Raw genomic sequence first — 17,400 nt, 5'->3', positions numbered from 1 at the left:
TCACCGTAAATGGTGATAATTCAAAATATCACCGTAAATGGTGATAAAATGGATTATCACTGTAAATGGTGATTTATTATAATTTTATAGGAAAGTGACAGCATATATTTTCTCCAAAGTTGGTATAATGCAATCGTTTGCGCATCTTATCTCTGCATTCAGATACTTTGCATTGTTCCTATTAATCAGATTGGTTAGATTAAAGGCATCGTTACTATAAAAACTTGCATCAAGACAATAAATCAACAACCCAAAATCCAGAAATAAAAATGCCCCAAAGACGAGAATTCATCAAGAAAAGCATACTCGGCACTGCTGGGATTGCTATGGCAGGGATGAGTATGAGTGCCAAATCGTATGCATCCATCATCGGAGCCAATGAGCGTATCAACCTAGCAGTGATCGGAATCAGAGGTCAAGGCAGTAACCATATCAATCAATGGTGCGCTTTGAAAGATAATAGAAATGTGCGCCTGAAAACGCTTTGTGATGCGGATGAACAATATTTCGAACCAAAATCAAAAGTAGTTATTGAAAAAACAGGAATAACTCCGGTGACAGAGTGGGATATGCGCAAGGTCTTGGATGACAATGAAATTGACGCTGTCTCATTTGCCATACCCAATCACTGGCATGCTTTGGGAACTATCTGGGCTTGCCAGGCTGGCAAACACGTCTACGTTGAAAAACCTGCCAGTCACAACGTCTGGGAGGGAAGAAAGATGGTAGAAGCTGCCCGTAAGTACGACAGAAGAGTACAAGTAGGTTTTCAAAACCGCTCAATTGCCAATGTCATGGAGGCTATGAAATTTCTTCATGGAGGTGGAATTGGTGATGTGTATATGGCCCGTGGCACCTGCTTTAAACCTAGGGATTCATTTGGAAAAGTGGCAGACAGTACCCCGCCAGAATCACTTCATTATGACTATTGGAGAGGACCTGCACCTATGATCCCATATAATGAAAAGAAAGTGCATTACAACTGGCATTGGCACTGGGCCACAGGAAATGGGGATACCGGTAATCAGGGACCACATCAGTTTGACGTGGCACGCTGGGGAATGAATAAGAATGAGCATCCGGTTTCAGTTTATTCCACCGGAGGAATCTACGGGATAGATCCAAACGAGTGCTCACAGGAAACTCCAAATACACAAAGTTCAGTGTTTAAGTATGCGGATGGTACCATGCTGGAATTTGAAACCAGAGGAAGATATACAAATGGAGAGTCAAGTCTGGGTATTCACATAGGAAATGTTTTTTATGGGACCGATGGCTATCTGGAATTAGATGGAGGTACCTGGAAGGCTTTCCGTCAGAAGGAAAAAGAACCTTTTGCACAGTCCAAAAAAGAGACTGCACCAGAGCCAAGCAGTCAAGTATTGGCAGCACCTGGTGGTGCGGAGCATTATGCAAATTTCCTGGATGGAATAAGGGCTGGAAATAACGAAACACTTCACTGTGATATAGAAGAAGGCTTTAAATCTTCAGTATTGCCACTGATAGCAAATATATCCTACCTCACAGGCCGTGAACTGAAATTTGACGGAAAAGCGGAAAAGTTTGTAAAGGACAAAGAAGCGGATAAAATGCTGACCCGCGATTACAGAGATCCATACACCATACCTAATAACGTTTAGTTTTATGAAAAATTCCAGAAGAATTTTTATGCAGAAAAGTGCCGCTGCAAGTTTAAGTTTGGCTGCAATGCAATTCCCATTGGATGCTTTTTCCATGGCAAAATCGCGGATGAAGTTCGGTTTGGTGACCTACCAATGGGGCAGGGATTGGGATCTTCCCACCCTTATTGCCAACTGTGAGAAAGCCGGAGTGCTTGGAGTGGAGCTTCGTACAGCGCATGCCCATGGTGTGGAAACCAGCCTGAATACCACGCAAAGAGCAGAAGTGAAGGAGCGCTTTAAGGACAGCAAAGTGACTTGTCTGGGATATGGAAGCAATTTTGAGTATCACAGCCCTGATCCCGCAGTACTTCGACAAAACATTGAAGGAACCAAGGAATACATAAAGCTATGCCAGGACATAGGGGCAACAGGAATTAAAGTAAAGCCTAATAATCTTCCCGCGGAGGTGCCTAAAGAAAAAACCATCGCCCAGATTGCAGCTTCCTTCAATGAAGTTGGAAAGTTTGCTGCCGATTATGGACAATTGGTAAGGGTGGAAGTGCATGGACATTTAACCCAGGAACTTCCGAATATGAAAGCAATCTTTGAGCAAGTCACTGAACCTGCTGTCAAGATATGCTGGAATTGTAATGCCGAAGATCTTCTTCCCCCAGGGTTGGAAGCTAATTTCAATTCGGTAAAAAAATGGTTTGGCGACACAGTGCATGTGCGTGAATTCAATGAAGGTGATTACCCGTACCCTGCGCTTTTTAAGCTGTTTAATGACATCGAATACGATGGCTGGATATTGATGGAAGCCAGAACTGAGCCTGCTGACCGGGTGGCTGCACTAGGGCAACAGTTAGCATTATTCAACCAATTGAAGAAGGAGAATAAGTGATAGGTTTTGAATCATTTACCTCTTAATAATTTTACAAGTAACCTTAAATGATATGTGGATTTTTAATAGACAAAAATACTTTACCTACCTAGCTGTAATGATCTTATCTACAGTATCTTTTGCATGCAATTCTTCAACCAAAGAAGTAAAAAAAGAACAAGAAGCCGAAGAAATGAAAGATAGAATAGAGTTGGTCAGAGACGATGCAGCGAAGAAAGTGGATGTCCTTATTGACGGGAAGTTTTTCACTTCCTATATCTACCCGGACTCTCTTGAAAAACCAGTTCTGTATCCAATTAATACAGCCAATGGAAATGCCATAACTCGTGGATGGCCAATCACACCTAGACCGGGAGAACGCGTGGACCATCCCCATCATCTGGGGCTTTGGTTCAACTATGGAGATGTGAATGGTCTTGACTTCTGGAATAATTCGGCTGCAATCAAAGACAAAACGAAGTATGGACATATCGTACACAAGTCAATCAAGTCTGTGAAAAGCGGTAATGAAGAAGGCATATTGGAAGTGAGCCTGGATTGGGTGAACAGTAAAGGAGAAGTGCTTTTAACAGAGAATACAACTTTTATATTCAGGGGAAAAGATGATCAAAGAACCATCGATAGAATAGCTACACTCACTGCTCCTAACGGGGAAGTGAAGTTGACGGATAATAAAGAAGGTATGCTTGGTCTTCGGACCGCGAGGCAACTAGAGCATCCATCTGATAAGCCTGAAATTTTCACAGATGCATCTGGCAAAGCAACTGACGTACCGACGATGAATAACGAGGGAATCACCGGAATGTATCTAAGTAGCGAAGGAGTGAAAGGCCATGATGTTTGGGGAACCAGGGGAGATTGGGTAAGTCTTACAGGTAAGATCAACAATGAGGACATTTCTGTTGCTATCCTTGATTTCCCTTCCAACCCAGGATATCCCACTTACTGGCATGCAAGAGGTTATGGGCTATTTGCAGCAAACCCACTTGGCCAAAAAGCACTTAGTGATGGCAAGGAAGAACTTAACTTCAAACTGGGAAAAGGTGAATCAGCGACATTCAAGTATAGAATCATCGTTTATTCCAACGAGCGTGTGCTCGATGGTCAAGTCAATCAGGATTATATAGAGTGGGCGAAATAACTAACAGGAGGGAGCAGGCTAGAGTCTAGCTCCCTCTATTTTTTAAATCAATTTTTAGTGCTAAGTTTGACCTATTAAGATCTCTATATAAAATAGTTGAACTCCCCAATCTGTTGCAAAAAGCAATGGAAAACATTTCCATTTAGGGAAGATGTCGGGGTATATTTTTATCACATTTTATAAAGAATCCCATGACTGTAAATAATAAAATAGCCGTAATCGGCGGAACAGGAAAATCAGGAAAATTCCTTATCAAAGAACTTGTTAAAGCAGGTTTTCAAATAAAGATGCTTGTAAGAAATCCAGATCGAGTACCCCTACACAATCCTCAAATTGAAGTGATTATAGGTGATGCTCTGGATCAATCAACTGTCAATGAGTTGGTGGAAGATTGTGACGCAGTGATCAGTACTTTGGGCTGGGGCTTGCCTCCAAGTAAGCATACAATTTCCTCTGAAGGAACATCGAATGTACTACAAGCGATGAAGCTGCATAGAATCACTCGGTATGTGGTAGCATCAGGAATCAATGTAGATGTAGAAGGCGACCAAAAAGGGACTTCTACGAAAGCATCCACCGCGTGGATGTATGATAATTTTCCTAATTCAACGGCTGATAAACAGCTCGAATATGAACTACTAAATAGGAGTGAGGTGAATTGGACTTTGGTAAGGGTACCTTTAATAACTATGGATGAGGAGAACAAGCCAATCAATGTCTCACTTGAAGATTGTCCGGGTGATCAGATCTCAGCAACAAGTTTGGCCAGATTTCTAATTGATCAATTGTCAGCTAGACGCTTTTTCAAGCAAGCTCCGTTTATTGCCAACCAGTAGAAAATAGGCAAAAGGCATAGTACTCACTACGCCTTTTGTTAAAATCTTTCTTCTTCTAGAGAATTGTAATTGAGTAGGTTTTCACATGGCTTTGGTTAGGTTCCAAATTCAGAAGCCCTTCTTTTTCTTCAAATTGCTGGTTTGAATCAGAACTGTCACCAATGCCCAACCAGGGTTCAATACAAACAAAGGGGGCACCTGGTTTTGCCCAGATTCCCAGGTATTCAAAATCTTCAAACTGAACGGATAAAATAGCTCCTTTACTTTGGTGCCTTAGCGTTACTTCCCGTGATTTGAGGTACTTGAAAATTAAGGCATCATCATCAAATAGACTCCCCCTCAAATGGATTGATGAGCTGTTTTCAAGAAAAGGTTTAGTCTGATTCTTTATCAGTCCAGCTTCATCAATGAGCCATGTAGCATCCGTTTCCGGCTGCGCAAATTCAATTGAATAATCAGCATATTTTTCATCCGGAAGCAACGGGCAATTAAAAGCAGGATGACCACCGATAGAATACAGCATGCTTTCATCACTTTGATTTGTGACAATATGTTTAATCGTGAGGGTATTCCCTACAAGAGAAAAGACCATATCCAACTGGAATTTATAAGGATATTTCTGAAGAGATTCTTCATCCCATGTTAATCGTAAAGCAAGCGTAGTGTTCGTATGTGAAATCAGCTTTGGTTTGGAAGAATTACGTACCAACCCATGTTTGGGCATTTCGTATTTCTTTCCGTTTATAGTTGTATATCCACCCTTTAAGGCCCCAACTATCGGAAACAATACAGGCGCATGCCCTTTCCATATAGCTGGATCCGCCTGCCAGAGGTACTCAAGACCTGTAGTTTTGGATTGAATAGAGCTTAGCTCCATTCCTACTGGATTGATTTTGACTGAAAGGTCAGTTGATTCAAGCGTAAAATTCATAGTAGATTAAGATGTAAGGAAAAAGATGTGGGATCACAACATGGGCTTTAAACAGATTTGCGCCTAGGGTAATTTAGTAAAGTGCACTGTAGGAACAATTCCTGTGGATGCCCGCTTATACATGCCATTTAATTCGACAGATCAATCGAAAAAGCCAGCGTTTCTGAGGTAAAATTGTCCGGAACTTCCCCCAACAGCAAACTTAAAGATAAGGACTGAAAACTTTTAAAAATAATTTTGGCTTTGGGCAACTGTTTTAGAACGTCTTTGGTTTTAATTGCTCAATCTAATGACCACTACTTTAAACTATTTTAATGATGAAGTACAATACCGTCGGGAACACAGGCTTGTTGGTCTCCGAACTATGTTTTGGTACTATGACTTTTGGGGGACAACAAGAGGATATGTGGGCCCAAATAGGCAGGCTGCAGCAAAAGGAAGTGAATGAAATGCTGAGTGCCGTAGTAGAATCAGGCATCAATTTTATCGATACTGCTAATGTTTATTCTTTTGGACAGTCAGAGCAACTTTTGGGACAGGGACTTACCGACCTCCAGGTGCCTAGAGACGAAATCGTACTAGCGACCAAGCTTTTGGCGAAAATGAAAGACAAACCCAATAGTGCAGGACTATCCAGATATAATGTTTTTAATTCAGTTGAAGCCAGTTTGAAAAGATTGCAGCTTGATTACATCGATATTCTATATGTACACGGGGTAGACCCAATTACTTCACTGGAAGAAATTGTCCGGTCTCTCAATGACATTGTGGAGTCTGGCAAAGTCAGGTATATAGCAATTTGCAATTGGCCTGCATGGATGGTCGCCAAAGCTCAGGCGATTGCATATTATAAAGGATGGCATAAGTTTATCGGATTGCAATATTATTATTCAGCTGTCAGTCGTGATATTGAGCATGAGTTGGTACCCATGGCTGTAGATCATGATTTGGCTATTTTTCCCTGGAGTCCTTTAGCTGGAGGATTTTTGACGGGAAAATTCACCAGAGAAGGGGCAGATTCGGATTCAAGAAGAGCTACATTCGATTTTCCTCCAATTGACAAGGAGAAGGCTTATGATTTGGTAGATGTGATGGGGGATCTAGCAAAAATCCACGATGCAACTATTGCGCAGATTTCGCTCGCCTGGGTACGCCAACAGCAGGGAGTCACCAGTACTATTATTGGAGCTAAAACCTTGGAGCAATTAAGACTCAATATAGAATCAACCCAACTCATCCTGACCGAAGAGGATCTGAAGAAAATAGATGAAGTAAGCCCGCTTGCTAAGCAGTATCCTGGTTGGATGGTTGAGAGACAGGCTAATTATAGAAAGTGAACTACCCACCCTTTTTTATTGGCTAAAACAACAAGCTACATCTAAATCCGGCAACTTCATCACGCTACACTTTGCTAGCATCAATCCTATGGTCAGATGACTACTTTGTTGTTCAATAGGTGAGACATCACCTGATACCTTTCGTAATTACATTCTTTCACAAGTTTAACTTACCTCCGCGATTGTCGCTTACAACCCATCCACATTCCGATGGATGGGTTTAGTGTTTCGTTTTCTAAAAAAAGATCCCCCATTGCATAAAGAAAATCTGCATTGGGGGATTATATTTTTTTAAGAAACGTCAATCACTATTGCCTAATATTATCTAGCATATAGCGTCAATTGCTTCATAGCCCAAGACTCTTCACCATTTTGAGTTGTTTCTATTCTTAGAAATCTTGCATTCTCGCCGGACTTCCATTGAATGGAATTAATTCTTTTTACGCCTGATCCACTGGCAACTTCAGTCCAGTTAGTTCCATTATTAGAAATAGATACATTATAGTTTTTAGGAAACTCTTTTTCGCCGGCATTAAACTGAAGTTCCGTAAGGTTTCTTTCTTCAGGTAGCTCAATCTGGAACCACATGCCTGACTGCTGCGGACCGTCTGTTTTCCATCCTTTAAAGCTGAAAGCATAAGATGGGTCCTTCGTTGAGCCTACACCTTGCAGCGCTGTACTACTGGCAGTGATTTTCCAGTTATCTTGGAGGGTAAGTGACTTAGGGATTTCTTCAATAAGCTCATCAAACTGATACATTCCGTCTTTTCCTTCAGTTTCTTTTCTCAATTGGGCTACAAATTCAGGAGTCACGAAACTTCCTGAATTCCCAAAATCATTTCGGATATAGGAAACCACTGAAGCGATATACTCATCATCATTACTTTCCATGGAAATCATTACCCCCTCATATTCTTTACCGTCAAGGGCCCCTGCCAGTCCGTGTAGGAGTGTTTTTACCGCGTATTCCGGATGTCCCATCAACCTTGGTGAACCAGAGAAAGCTGGTGCAATCAGTTCGCCTCCCCCTGTAGGTGTACCTAGTCCTTTGACACCATGGCAAGTAGAGCAGTAGCTATCAAAAATGTTTTTTCCCTTAGTGAAAAGTGCCAATTCTTGTGGGTCAAACTGTGTGGCAGCAAGTTCTTTCTCTTTTGCCATCCGTTCCAGGAGTTGTGTCCCCACTACCTGGATTCCATTTGCTTGATTCTCTTGGAGGGATGTTTTGATCAATGCTTCCACTTGCTCAATATTCAGCACATAAGCACTCAGCAATGCTTGTATAGCAACATCTATAGATGAGTCTTTGATCATTTTCCTATAGTTCGCTGCCAAACTTTTATCACCATACTTGTAAAGGCTTTCACTTGCCCTGAGTGCCTGAATTCGCATTTGAGGACTGGAATCTTTAAATAGTTCTCTGATCAAGGAAACACTTAGAGAATTTAACCCTTCAAGAGTCCATAATGCATGAATACGAGCCAGTTCATTATCCGAAGTATTTAGAAGGTTTTCCAAATCTTTCACCACTGATTTATCCTGATTCAGGATAATTAGCTGTTGTGCCTTATCCCTCCACCAGCCATTTGCATTGCTTAGATGTCGCACGAGCTCAGAAGAAGTCTCCTCGAGCATTGCAGGTTTTTCCTTGTTTCTTTCCATACCCTCGTAGGTCAGTCTCCAGATTCGACCATTTCCAGCGATGTCATCCATTTGATACTGTTGGATTTTTGTACGCAGGTAGCTACCGTCCTGAGTCCAGTTTCCCTGCTGAATGATTCCGCGATACATATCTACGATATACATAGTGCCATCAGGAGCTGTAGCCATATCCACAGGTCTGAAAAGAGGATCGGTAGATTGAATAAACTCAGCTTGAGCTTCTCTGTACGGATTTTGGATGTAAGAAAGCCCTTCTGATTTTTCCACATTTACCTGGCGGACAATACGGCCTACAGGTTCTCCGTAGAAGTATTTGTTTTGAATTTCTTTTGGAAGTCTGTCTCCACGAAACACATCATTTCCTGCAGATCCCGTCACATTATTAAGTGAACCATCAGGTTTGGTTTCGCGCATTCCAGGCTGAAAATCCGCCAACTTAACCAAGCTAAACGGTTCTCTAAAGCCATCTTTGTATTGGCCTTTTACTCCGAAATTGCCATAAACCAGTGGAAACTGAAAGCTTTGAGGTACTCCACCGGCTCCATCCTGAAACCAGGTCTGTCCATAATTATCCTGAGTGACTCCCCATTGCCCCCAAGGGTTTCCGGCAGGTTCCTGGATGACTCCATCTGGTGTCCAGCGTATTCTCCGGGAATTATAGGTGCTATACATCCAGTTGTCCATAGTCCAAGTCAGGAAGCTGGTCTGATGCTCTACGTTGCCAGATCTTCCCAGTCCTGATGCAAAAAGCTCCTTTTTATCAGCTTTCCCATCGTCATCTGTATCAGTGTACTTATAGACATTATCCTCATTTGACTCCATAGATAAAATAGTGTTTTTTCCAAAAGGGACTACATAGCGGGGAAACACAAGACTATCCAGGAAAATCACACTTGTTTCATATACTCCATCATTATCCTGGTCTTCCCACCTCGATATTCTAGAAGTAGGCATGAGTTCTCCATTGGCATCAATGTCCTGCATATAAGTTCTCAGTTCCAATACATACATTCTTCCATTTCCGTCAAACTGAATCGCTGCAGGCTCCCGGATTTGGGGCTCGGAAAGAATAGGTTCTAGCTTATAGCCTGGCTGGAGGATAAAAGATTTCAATTGTTCGTTGGCAGAAACTGGAACCACAGGTGGCTGGGGACTTAGGTCTATGCCTTTCCAAACTGCTGATTCCAGATCTGCATCTTCAGGAATACTGATGCTAGGATAAGGTTGTTCCACCCGTTTTGGATCAAGAGAATCAGCCGGAGAAACATCAAAAGGGGATTTTTCAGGTGTACAACTGAAAAGAACAATAAGAGAAATACTATAGAATAGTACTCGTTTAACAGGAATTTGCATTAGAGGAGTTAAAATAGGTTTATGATTAAGTCACTTCGTTTGCAGAAGGATTTACAAATTATAGGATTCTTGGGGGAATGAGATTACCGAAAAAATAAATCTGATAGATTTTCTTATTCAAAAAATTGTTTTGACGGCATCAGAAGTCTGAAATCACCATCAAAAAAATCACTTTTTTCGAAGGATATTCACAGTAACCAGCAACTGACCAAAATGCCTCTGAGTGTGCTCAGCCGCATGAAACAAAAGTCCGCCCACAGTAGATGGTAACTGTGCTCTTCCCACTCCTCTGAAATCAGTGAGTGTGCCTGGATCAATAGCGGAAATGATTTGTAAAAATTCCGCAATCTCGATGTCCAACTGCTCCACAAGACTTTCCACGGTCATGTCAGTTTTTACATTTCCCTCTTCTTTTAAATAATTGAATTGTTGTTCACTTAAGGTCTCAGCTTTGGCATACGTAGCCATTCGGTCCAGCACTCCTGCGATATGTTGCAGATGAAAGGCAGGACTGGCCATCCCTGCAGGTTTTTCCCAAAGCAAATCAACAGGAAAACCCTTCATTAACACATGAATTTCTTCCTGCGCCTGCAAAATGGCATGTACTACAGGTTGAAGATCCAGCGGAAACTTATCAATTGGCCCTCTTAGCCATACTTCAGGTTGAGATCTCATTTCAGGTAAATTTAAAATAAAAATAGAATGCCAATAAAATTCAAATAACTTTTCTGAACTTCAAAAATCTGCCTGTACTCTAGGTGGTATTTTCTGGAAATCAACTTTTTTATTGGATCCAAGCTAGGATTATTATTTCACTCTAGAAGACAAGGGAAGTTTCATAGCATTTTTTAAAGACTGGAAATTATTAGGGGATAAAACCATTGCGGTATATTTTATGCGTAGCTAAACCTATAACCTAACTAATTGAACAATGGATAAATTAGAGAAAATGGAAATGATGGATAAAATCCTTAGGGAATTTGAGGATTTGAGGAACAGTCAAACATCTGTTCTGAAAAAAATATCCAAGATAGAGGCAGATAATATCAATTTAGGAGTAGGGCTTTTGGAGAAGAAATTGCCCGAAATGTGGCAAAATGTAGATAGTAATCTCGCTCTGGTTTCTGCCCTGGAGGAGGAATTTCAAGAGTACCGGGATAAATATTATACAGATAACAACATCGCATCCCTGCAAGAAAAAACTGGGTAAAAAGTATTTGGAAGAGCTTTTTACTTCTTGGAAAATGACCTTTGTCAATAGATCTTGGGGAAATCATCGGGATCCGAGAGAAGGAGGGACATCACTTTAAACCAACTCCCTTAGATCAACCGGAACAACCCTGGAAACTCCTGCTTCGATCATGGTGATCCCATATATAATATCCGTGCTGGCCATAGTACGTTTATTATGGGTCACTATGATAAACTGCGACTCACCACTGAATTGTTGGATTATCTGATTGAACTTATCAATATTGGCGTCATCCAATGGCGCATCAACCTCATCAAATATACAGAAAGGAGCAGGCTTTAGCAGGTAGATAGAAAAGAGTAGGGAAGTAGCGGTAAGCGTCTTCTCTCCGCCTGAAAGTTGGTTGATTGTCAATGGCCGCTTCCCTTTTGGTTTGGCCATAATCTCGATTGCAGATTCCAGAGGATTACTGGGATCTACCAGAGTCAAGTCACAATCATCCTGTTCGGTAAACAGTGAACGGAACACTTTGATAAAGTTCTCTTTGATTTTTGCAAAAGCATCCAAAAATGTCTCCCTTGCTACTAAATCGATTTCCTTAATCGTGGTCAACAGTGATTCTTTAGCCTTGATTAAATCTTCCTTCTGCGAGGTGATGAAGTCATACCGTACTTTTATCTCATCATAGGCTTCCATCGCCATTGGATTGATCGGGCCTATTTTATCAAGTTTCTCCTTTTGCCTGCTTACAAGTTCACGTAACTTCTCCTCGGCAAATTCTCGGAATTCCTCGTCGATTTCAGAGTTTTCCTCCATCAGCTCGTCCAGGTTCAGTTCGAATTCTACACTGAGTCTTTCTTTCATTCCGGTCATTTTCAGCTTGATTTCATTCACCGCATTCTCCAGTTCATGAATCAGCTGATCATAACTTTCCTTCGATTTCTGGAAACTCCTGATCTTCTGGTCGGTCTCGTCAATAAATCCACGAGAAGCATAATAATCCTTTTCAGCTTCCTGAACACCCTTTTCTATGCCTTCTTTTTCTGAATACAGTTCGATCAACTCATCATCCTTCACCTCATTGTTGTCAAGCAAGGATTTGACTTCTGTGTCCAGCTGCGAAAGTTCTGTTTGTGATTTTTCTATCCGTTCCTTTGACCCCTCATAGGCCGACTGCTTGAATTCTATTTCCTGATCCAAGCTTGTCACACGATTAAGATGCTGATGATAAAGTATGTTTTCAGCATTGAACGCCTGGGATTTTTCGGACAGCAATACAGATTCCTTTTCATAGGATTCGTTAAGTTCTTCCAATTCATCATGCATAGCTTCAAACTCAGCCCGTTCATCAAAAAGCCGTGGTTGAATCTCGGTCAGACTCTCTTCGATAGAAGCGATTCTATCCAGAATATCCTCCCGCTTATTAGCATTGGAACTGAGCAATTCGGCAAGCTGCTCCTTTTTGGTGCGCACAGAAACGAAGTCCTGGTTGATGGCATTGATCTTATTTTGCCACTCTTCCAATGTTTTTTTATAGCTGATCTCCTTCAGTTTCATCAGTTCAGAAAGCTTATTGTCCAGGTTATTCCTGGTGCTGCTGACTTTCTTGTTAAGTTCTTTGATTTCCTTGTCCAGCTTCTCCAAGTTCTTGGCCCGTCCAATTCTTTTCCCCTCAAATAACCCCACAGAGCCCCCTGAAATACTGAATTTCCGCCTGGTGTACTTACCGTTTTCAGAGATGAAGACTGCCTCATTATCCTGAGGAAAATCTCTGTGCTCACCTTGGACTATGTACACATTATCCAAAATGAAGTTGATCAGGCGGGAATACTTAACATCAAATTCAATAATCTCTGTAGCTGCGATTGCATTGGCAAAAAGCTTGTTTTGACTCGGCTTGAACCGCTCAAAATGCTCCAATATGAAGAAATTAGCCTTTCCTCTGGCAGAATCACTCAGTAGCTGAATGGCAGAAATTGCCTGCACCTCTGTCTCTACCACATAATAATTCATGTAGCTATCCAGGTAATTCTCAATAGTTACTCTGTACTTCTCCGATGTGGTCAGCAAATCCGAAAGGAGCGGGACATCCTTTCCCCAGCTTGAATTTTTCTTCAAGAATTTAATTGCTTCAGGAAAACCTTCCAGATTTTCCACCAGAGATTTGGTGAGGTTGTATTCGTTGGTCTTTGAGTCGAGCTTACGTGACGATTGGGTCAGTTCTTCCCTAATCATTTCAATCACGCGATTGGTTTCCTCGATTTTTTGATCCAGTTCTTCCTGCTTTGTTTTTAACTCCTGATACCCATTAGTTGATTCATCGAGCTCAGCTTTCAATGTGATCAGTTTCTCTTCGAAATCCACCAAACTTGCTTCCTGACTAGAGTCATCACTGGAAGTTCTTTCCAATTCCTGCTTAAGAGTAGAAAGCTGTATTTGTTTTATCTCGATGTCTTTACTTAGCTGATAGACTTTTTCCTTAAGTGCTTCGAAATTTTGATTGATCGTTTTTTGGGCCTGTTGCTTTTCGGCTTGGATCATTTTTTGGTTTTCGTAGGCTTCACGCAGCTCTGAAACAATCATTTCCTTCTCGGCAAGCATCTTTTCCGCAGATTCCTTTTCTTGCTGCAAAGATCTGATACTAAAGCCCGCACGATCATTTGATTTTCGGTCTGCATCTATTTGTTCCCGAAGTTTCTGGGATCTGTCTTCTAAAAATCTCAGGCGTTCATTCTTGATTTTCTTTTCCGACTCAAAAGCCCTGATCTTGTTTACATGTTCATTCAGTGCTTTTTGACGGCTGGAAAGCAATTTTTCTTTTTGGATCAAATCAGCCTTTAACTGGCTGAGAAGAGCTTCCTGATCTGCTACCTGTGTTTGTAGGGTTAGCTTTTTATCACCCTCTTCCTGGATCTTATAATTTGCCTCTATTAGCGATTTACTGTATTTCTCTATACTTTTCTTTGCCAGATTGATACTTGCGGTTCTGTAATCCTTCTTGATCTCAAAGTACTTAGACGCCTGTTTTGCCTGCTTTTCGAGACTTTTTAGATTTTTATCTATCTCAAAAAGCACATCTTCCACACGTGCTAAATCATCATCTGTATCCTGGAGTTTCCGGAGCGTTTCCTTCTTTCTGTTTTTGAATTTTGAAATTCCGGCAGCTTCCTCAAACAAATCCCTTCGTGAGTTATTCTTGTCATTGAGGAGTTCATCGATCATCTTTAGTTCGATGATGGCATAGCTGTTTGAATTGATCCCCGTATCCATAAAGAGATTGGTGATATCCTTTAGGCGACAGGTGACCCCGTTGATTTGGTATTCACTTTCACCGGATCTGTAATAGCGCCGCGTTACGGTGACATAGGTATATTCAGTAGGAAGTAGGTTCTTGGTGTTTTCAAAAGTGAGTGAGACTTCGGCAAGATTGGATGCTTTCCGGTTTTTAGTACCGTTAAAAATCACATTCTCCATCTTATCGGAGCGAAGCATGCGTGTCTTTTGCTCGCCGAGCACCCATCGGATAGCATCCACCACATTGGATTTACCACAGCCGTTTGGCCCAACCACACCAGTGATTCCCTTATCGAAGTTGATCACCATTTTATCCCCAAAACTCTTAAATCCTTTGATCTCCAGCTTACTGAGCAGCATCCTTTTTAAATTGTCTTAAATAATGAACAAAATAAGATCATTTGTGAGATTGTCCAAAGATTTGATGGATTGCTGAGAGGAAAAAGTCAGTGATCAGTTTTCGGTCGAAGTAGTCAGGTTTGTAAAGTATCCAATTATCAAATTCAAAGTTTAATTGTCAAGTTGATAAAGAAATGTATTCTCTCTTTACACCATGATGGGATTTAATCTAATTAATTAAATTTCATCAAGGGATTGCTGGATATTAAATACCGCTTACTTACTCTTTATGATGACAAACAATCAATTTGCGCTTCCGCGTCACCCTTCACGAACTTCGCGGTAAAAAACTATGCAATACTAAATGAAATGGATTAACTTGGGACTGTGGATGGATTAGGAAATATACTTTATATCGTTGCCATATTGGCATATTTTATTTACCAGGCAACCAGAGGCAGGAAAAAAGATCAGAATGATGAGCCGCAGGAAATGGTAGATGAGTCTGATCAGAAGCCTGTTTCCTTTGAGGATTTGCTGCGTGAAATCCGTGATGCACAGAAGCCAAAGCCTGTAGAAGCCCAAAAGCCAAGAATGCAGCCAGTTTCGGCTGATCAACCTAAACCGATAGACTACGAGCGTACAGCTGAGCCCGTCGTAAGACCTGAATGGAGAGCAGATCCAGCTCCTGCGGTAAAGAGATTTCCTACAAAAAAAATGGAGGAAGACGATGAGGAGATCGAGCATTACCAGGGAGCTTTTGAGAAAGCGAAATCCGATCTAACCAAGACTTCCAAGGGAATTCCTGAAATCCCATCCTTAAAAGAAGCGGTAGTGGAGCCTTTTAATACCGGAAAAAGCCGTTACGCACGTATGCTCAAAAACCCACAATCCATCAAAGATGCTGTAGTGCTGAAGGAAATTTTGGATAGAAAGCACTTTTAAGGAAGTGAACATTGTGGTTGATTTTCCTAAAAAGATCTAATGAGTAACTCACTTTCGGAAAATCAGGTCTTCGAAACCGTTGGTGAAGACAAGAGCAGCAGAGAATTTATCAAAGAGGTGACGGTGCCGAACGTTTATTTCTAACATAGATCCCCTTCCATATCACTCCGTTATTTTCTTCTCCCTGCAAGGTGTATCCCCGTTTTTCAAGCCAGGTTAATACCCTGTCAATTTCCTCTTGTTCCTGAGGATAGGCGTGCCGATAATAGGAGTACAGCACAAGCTTAACAGTATCTGTTTTGGATTTATCCCAGCTTAAATGACTCTCTAATCCATTGAGCTTTTTTTGACTGATTTCATCTTCAGGGAAAAGCACCAGCTCACTGAATTCCAGAAAATCATTGGTCAATAAAATCGATTGGTTACCGGTAGATTGAATTTCTTTACTTAACGTTTCAATCAAGGATTCGTACTGCTTGAGATTCTTTTGATACGGAATAGCCAGAAAAGCTGGAGCAACAAGAATACCTACGAAAACTATAGGCTGAAATTTGGAATAATAAATAGATACGGCACCCACCAATGCAAGTTGGAATCCTGCCATTTTCCAATCCATCTGTGCTAAGCTAATCACAACTCCCAGAGCCAGTAAACCAAGTATCCAGGTTCTCCATCTTTTGGAGGTTTGCCATTCTTTCCACCCAAAGGAAATCAACACACAAAGAATAGGAACGGTGATAATCAGATGCCTTGGATTGAGGTAAATAGGGTTGTAGAACTCCAACGTAGAACTCATAAACCAAAAACCTATCAATAGACACAGGAGTGCAAGCGAAAACTCAAGTGCCGGAGTATCCCTAGACTTCAAACCCAAAGCAATCCCAGGAATAGCAAATACAATCCATGGCCAATAAGATCGCTCTATGAAAGTGATAATCGGTAAAGTGGTTAGTCTTTTCAGAATTGACAGTAACCCTTTATCTGCATAGGTGAATTCAGAGATATAATGGCCCGCATTAATAGAACTGATACGGTGCAGCGGATCGCCGAAATTAATCCAGAAATAACCTAAGTATAGACTAAGTAGAAGAATTCCGGTTACCAAAATGGACAGATAAAACGGTTTAGAAAGTTCTCTGCTCCTAAAGTCAAAAATAAGGAGAAGTATGGGAAATGGGGACAAAAGAACGATTGTCTCTTTTGTCAAAAAACCTAAAAACAAGCTTAAGACAAGGATAAAACCTGAAAGTATTGGCCGGATGCTTCTTAGCGACGAGGCCGCGGGAATCAGGCAGGTGAAAAGCACCAGAAGACTATCCGGATAAACTTTCGTCAGAAAATGTAAAAAATATACCTGCGTACAAAGCCAAAGTACCAAAACCCAACTAGGTGTGGATTTTGGGAGTACCCAGATTAATACGGATAGCGTCAAAGCGTATGCTATAAAAGAAACAAATGAGATTGTGTGTGGATCAAAGCCAACTATAAATCCTATCAGTCCCGAAGGTACATAGGCTCCCCAACGGCTGGAAAAATGGTAATCATTCACTTCCATTGAACCGCTCCAGAATTTTTTGCCCGCAAGTAAATAATAAACGTCATCACTGAATGTAATTCCGTCGTAGCCAAGATACCAGTAGGCAAGAAGGAAAGTGATGCCAGCTGCGAATACTGAAAATTGTTTTGTAGATAAAAAGTAATTGGATTGCTTAGGGCTCATTAAGCTAAAATTAGAAGGAATTTTGCTTTGAAGGGAGAAAAAATAACTATAAAAATTTTGACAGTTCATGTCAATCACTGACGTTTATTAGCTCATTTCTGTAGTTTTAAGTTTCTAAATCCCAGAA

12 protein-coding genes are annotated in these 17,400 nt (G+C 41.1%); 7 read left to right on the top strand and 5 right to left on the bottom strand.

Translation table 11 applies throughout. The features are described from left to right. Positions 1-269 precede the first annotated feature (269 nt). The 4 genes from AS141_RS04780 to AS141_RS04765 all read left to right on the top strand — a co-directional run bounded on the left by AS141_RS04780 (position 270) and on the right by AS141_RS04765 (position 4,500). Entirely contained in the window at positions 270-1,640 is a 1,371-nt protein-coding gene (locus AS141_RS04780; RefSeq protein ID WP_057936756.1) for a Gfo/Idh/MocA family protein, read from the top strand. Positions 1,641-1,644: 4 nt separating this feature from the next. After that, positions 1,645-2,523 (top strand): sugar phosphate isomerase/epimerase family protein, encoded by an 879-nt coding sequence (locus tag AS141_RS04775; protein ID WP_057936488.1) that lies wholly within the window; start codon positions 1,645-1,647, stop codon positions 2,521-2,523. A 52-nt stretch (positions 2,524-2,575) separates the two neighbouring features. Further along, on the top strand, positions 2,576-3,664 hold the full coding sequence (locus AS141_RS04770; RefSeq protein ID WP_317043013.1) for a DUF6807 domain-containing protein: 1,089 nt from the start codon (positions 2,576-2,578) through the stop codon (positions 3,662-3,664). A 191-nt stretch (positions 3,665-3,855) separates the two neighbouring features. Further along, on the top strand, positions 3,856-4,500 hold the full coding sequence (locus AS141_RS04765; protein ID WP_057936487.1) for an NAD(P)-dependent oxidoreductase: 645 nt from the start codon (positions 3,856-3,858) through the stop codon (positions 4,498-4,500). A 55-nt stretch (positions 4,501-4,555) separates the two neighbouring features. On the opposite strand, the gene AS141_RS04760 is transcribed toward AS141_RS04765, so the two are convergent. Beyond that, positions 4,556-5,431, bottom strand: a complete 876-nt coding sequence (locus AS141_RS04760) for an aldose 1-epimerase family protein (protein WP_057936486.1) — start codon at positions 5,429-5,431, stop codon at positions 4,556-4,558. Positions 5,432-5,748: 317 nt separating this feature from the next. Between AS141_RS04760 and AS141_RS04755 the strand changes: the two genes are divergently transcribed. Next, a complete protein-coding gene (locus AS141_RS04755) occupies positions 5,749-6,768 on the top strand; it encodes an aldo/keto reductase (protein ID WP_057936485.1) in 1,020 nt (339 codons plus the stop codon). A gap of 321 nt (positions 6,769-7,089) precedes the next feature. On the opposite strand, the gene AS141_RS04750 is transcribed toward AS141_RS04755, so the two are convergent. Together AS141_RS04750 and AS141_RS04745 are read right to left on the bottom strand one after the other, a co-directional pair. Next, positions 7,090-9,783 carry a DUF7133 domain-containing protein gene (locus tag AS141_RS04750; protein ID WP_057936484.1) on the bottom strand — a complete coding sequence of 898 codons (2,694 nt, stop codon included), beginning with the start codon at positions 9,781-9,783 and terminating at the stop codon, positions 7,090-7,092. A 168-nt stretch (positions 9,784-9,951) separates the two neighbouring features. Further along, a complete protein-coding gene (locus AS141_RS04745) occupies positions 9,952-10,458 on the bottom strand; it encodes a DinB family protein (protein WP_057936483.1) in 507 nt (168 codons plus the stop codon). 256 nt (positions 10,459-10,714) lie between these two features. On the opposite strand from AS141_RS04745, the gene AS141_RS04740 reads away from it, so the two are divergent. Further along, positions 10,715-10,993, top strand: a complete 279-nt coding sequence (locus AS141_RS04740; RefSeq protein WP_057936482.1) for a hypothetical protein — start codon at positions 10,715-10,717, stop codon at positions 10,991-10,993. A 96-nt stretch (positions 10,994-11,089) separates the two neighbouring features. Here AS141_RS04740 and smc read toward each other — a convergent pair whose 3' ends face one another. Then, entirely contained in the window at positions 11,090-14,629 is a 3,540-nt protein-coding gene (gene smc / locus AS141_RS04735; RefSeq protein WP_057936481.1) for a chromosome segregation protein SMC, read from the bottom strand. Between the two features lie 366 nt (positions 14,630-14,995). On the opposite strand from smc, the gene AS141_RS04730 reads away from it, so the two are divergent. Further along, positions 14,996-15,553 (top strand): hypothetical protein, encoded by a 558-nt coding sequence (locus AS141_RS04730; protein WP_057936480.1) that lies wholly within the window; start codon positions 14,996-14,998, stop codon positions 15,551-15,553. Between the two features lie 109 nt (positions 15,554-15,662). Here the strand turns inward: AS141_RS04730 and AS141_RS04725 are convergent, their stop codons facing one another. After that, a complete protein-coding gene (locus AS141_RS04725; protein ID WP_057936479.1) occupies positions 15,663-17,273 on the bottom strand; it encodes a hypothetical protein in 1,611 nt (536 codons plus the stop codon). Between the last annotated feature and the right edge of the window lie 127 nt (positions 17,274-17,400).

The sequence above is a fragment of the Algoriphagus resistens genome (assembly GCF_001442615.1).
Classification (GTDB): Bacteria; Bacteroidota; Bacteroidia; order Cytophagales; family Cyclobacteriaceae; genus Algoriphagus; species Algoriphagus resistens.
This window is presented reverse-complemented; position numbering and strand designations above follow the sequence as displayed.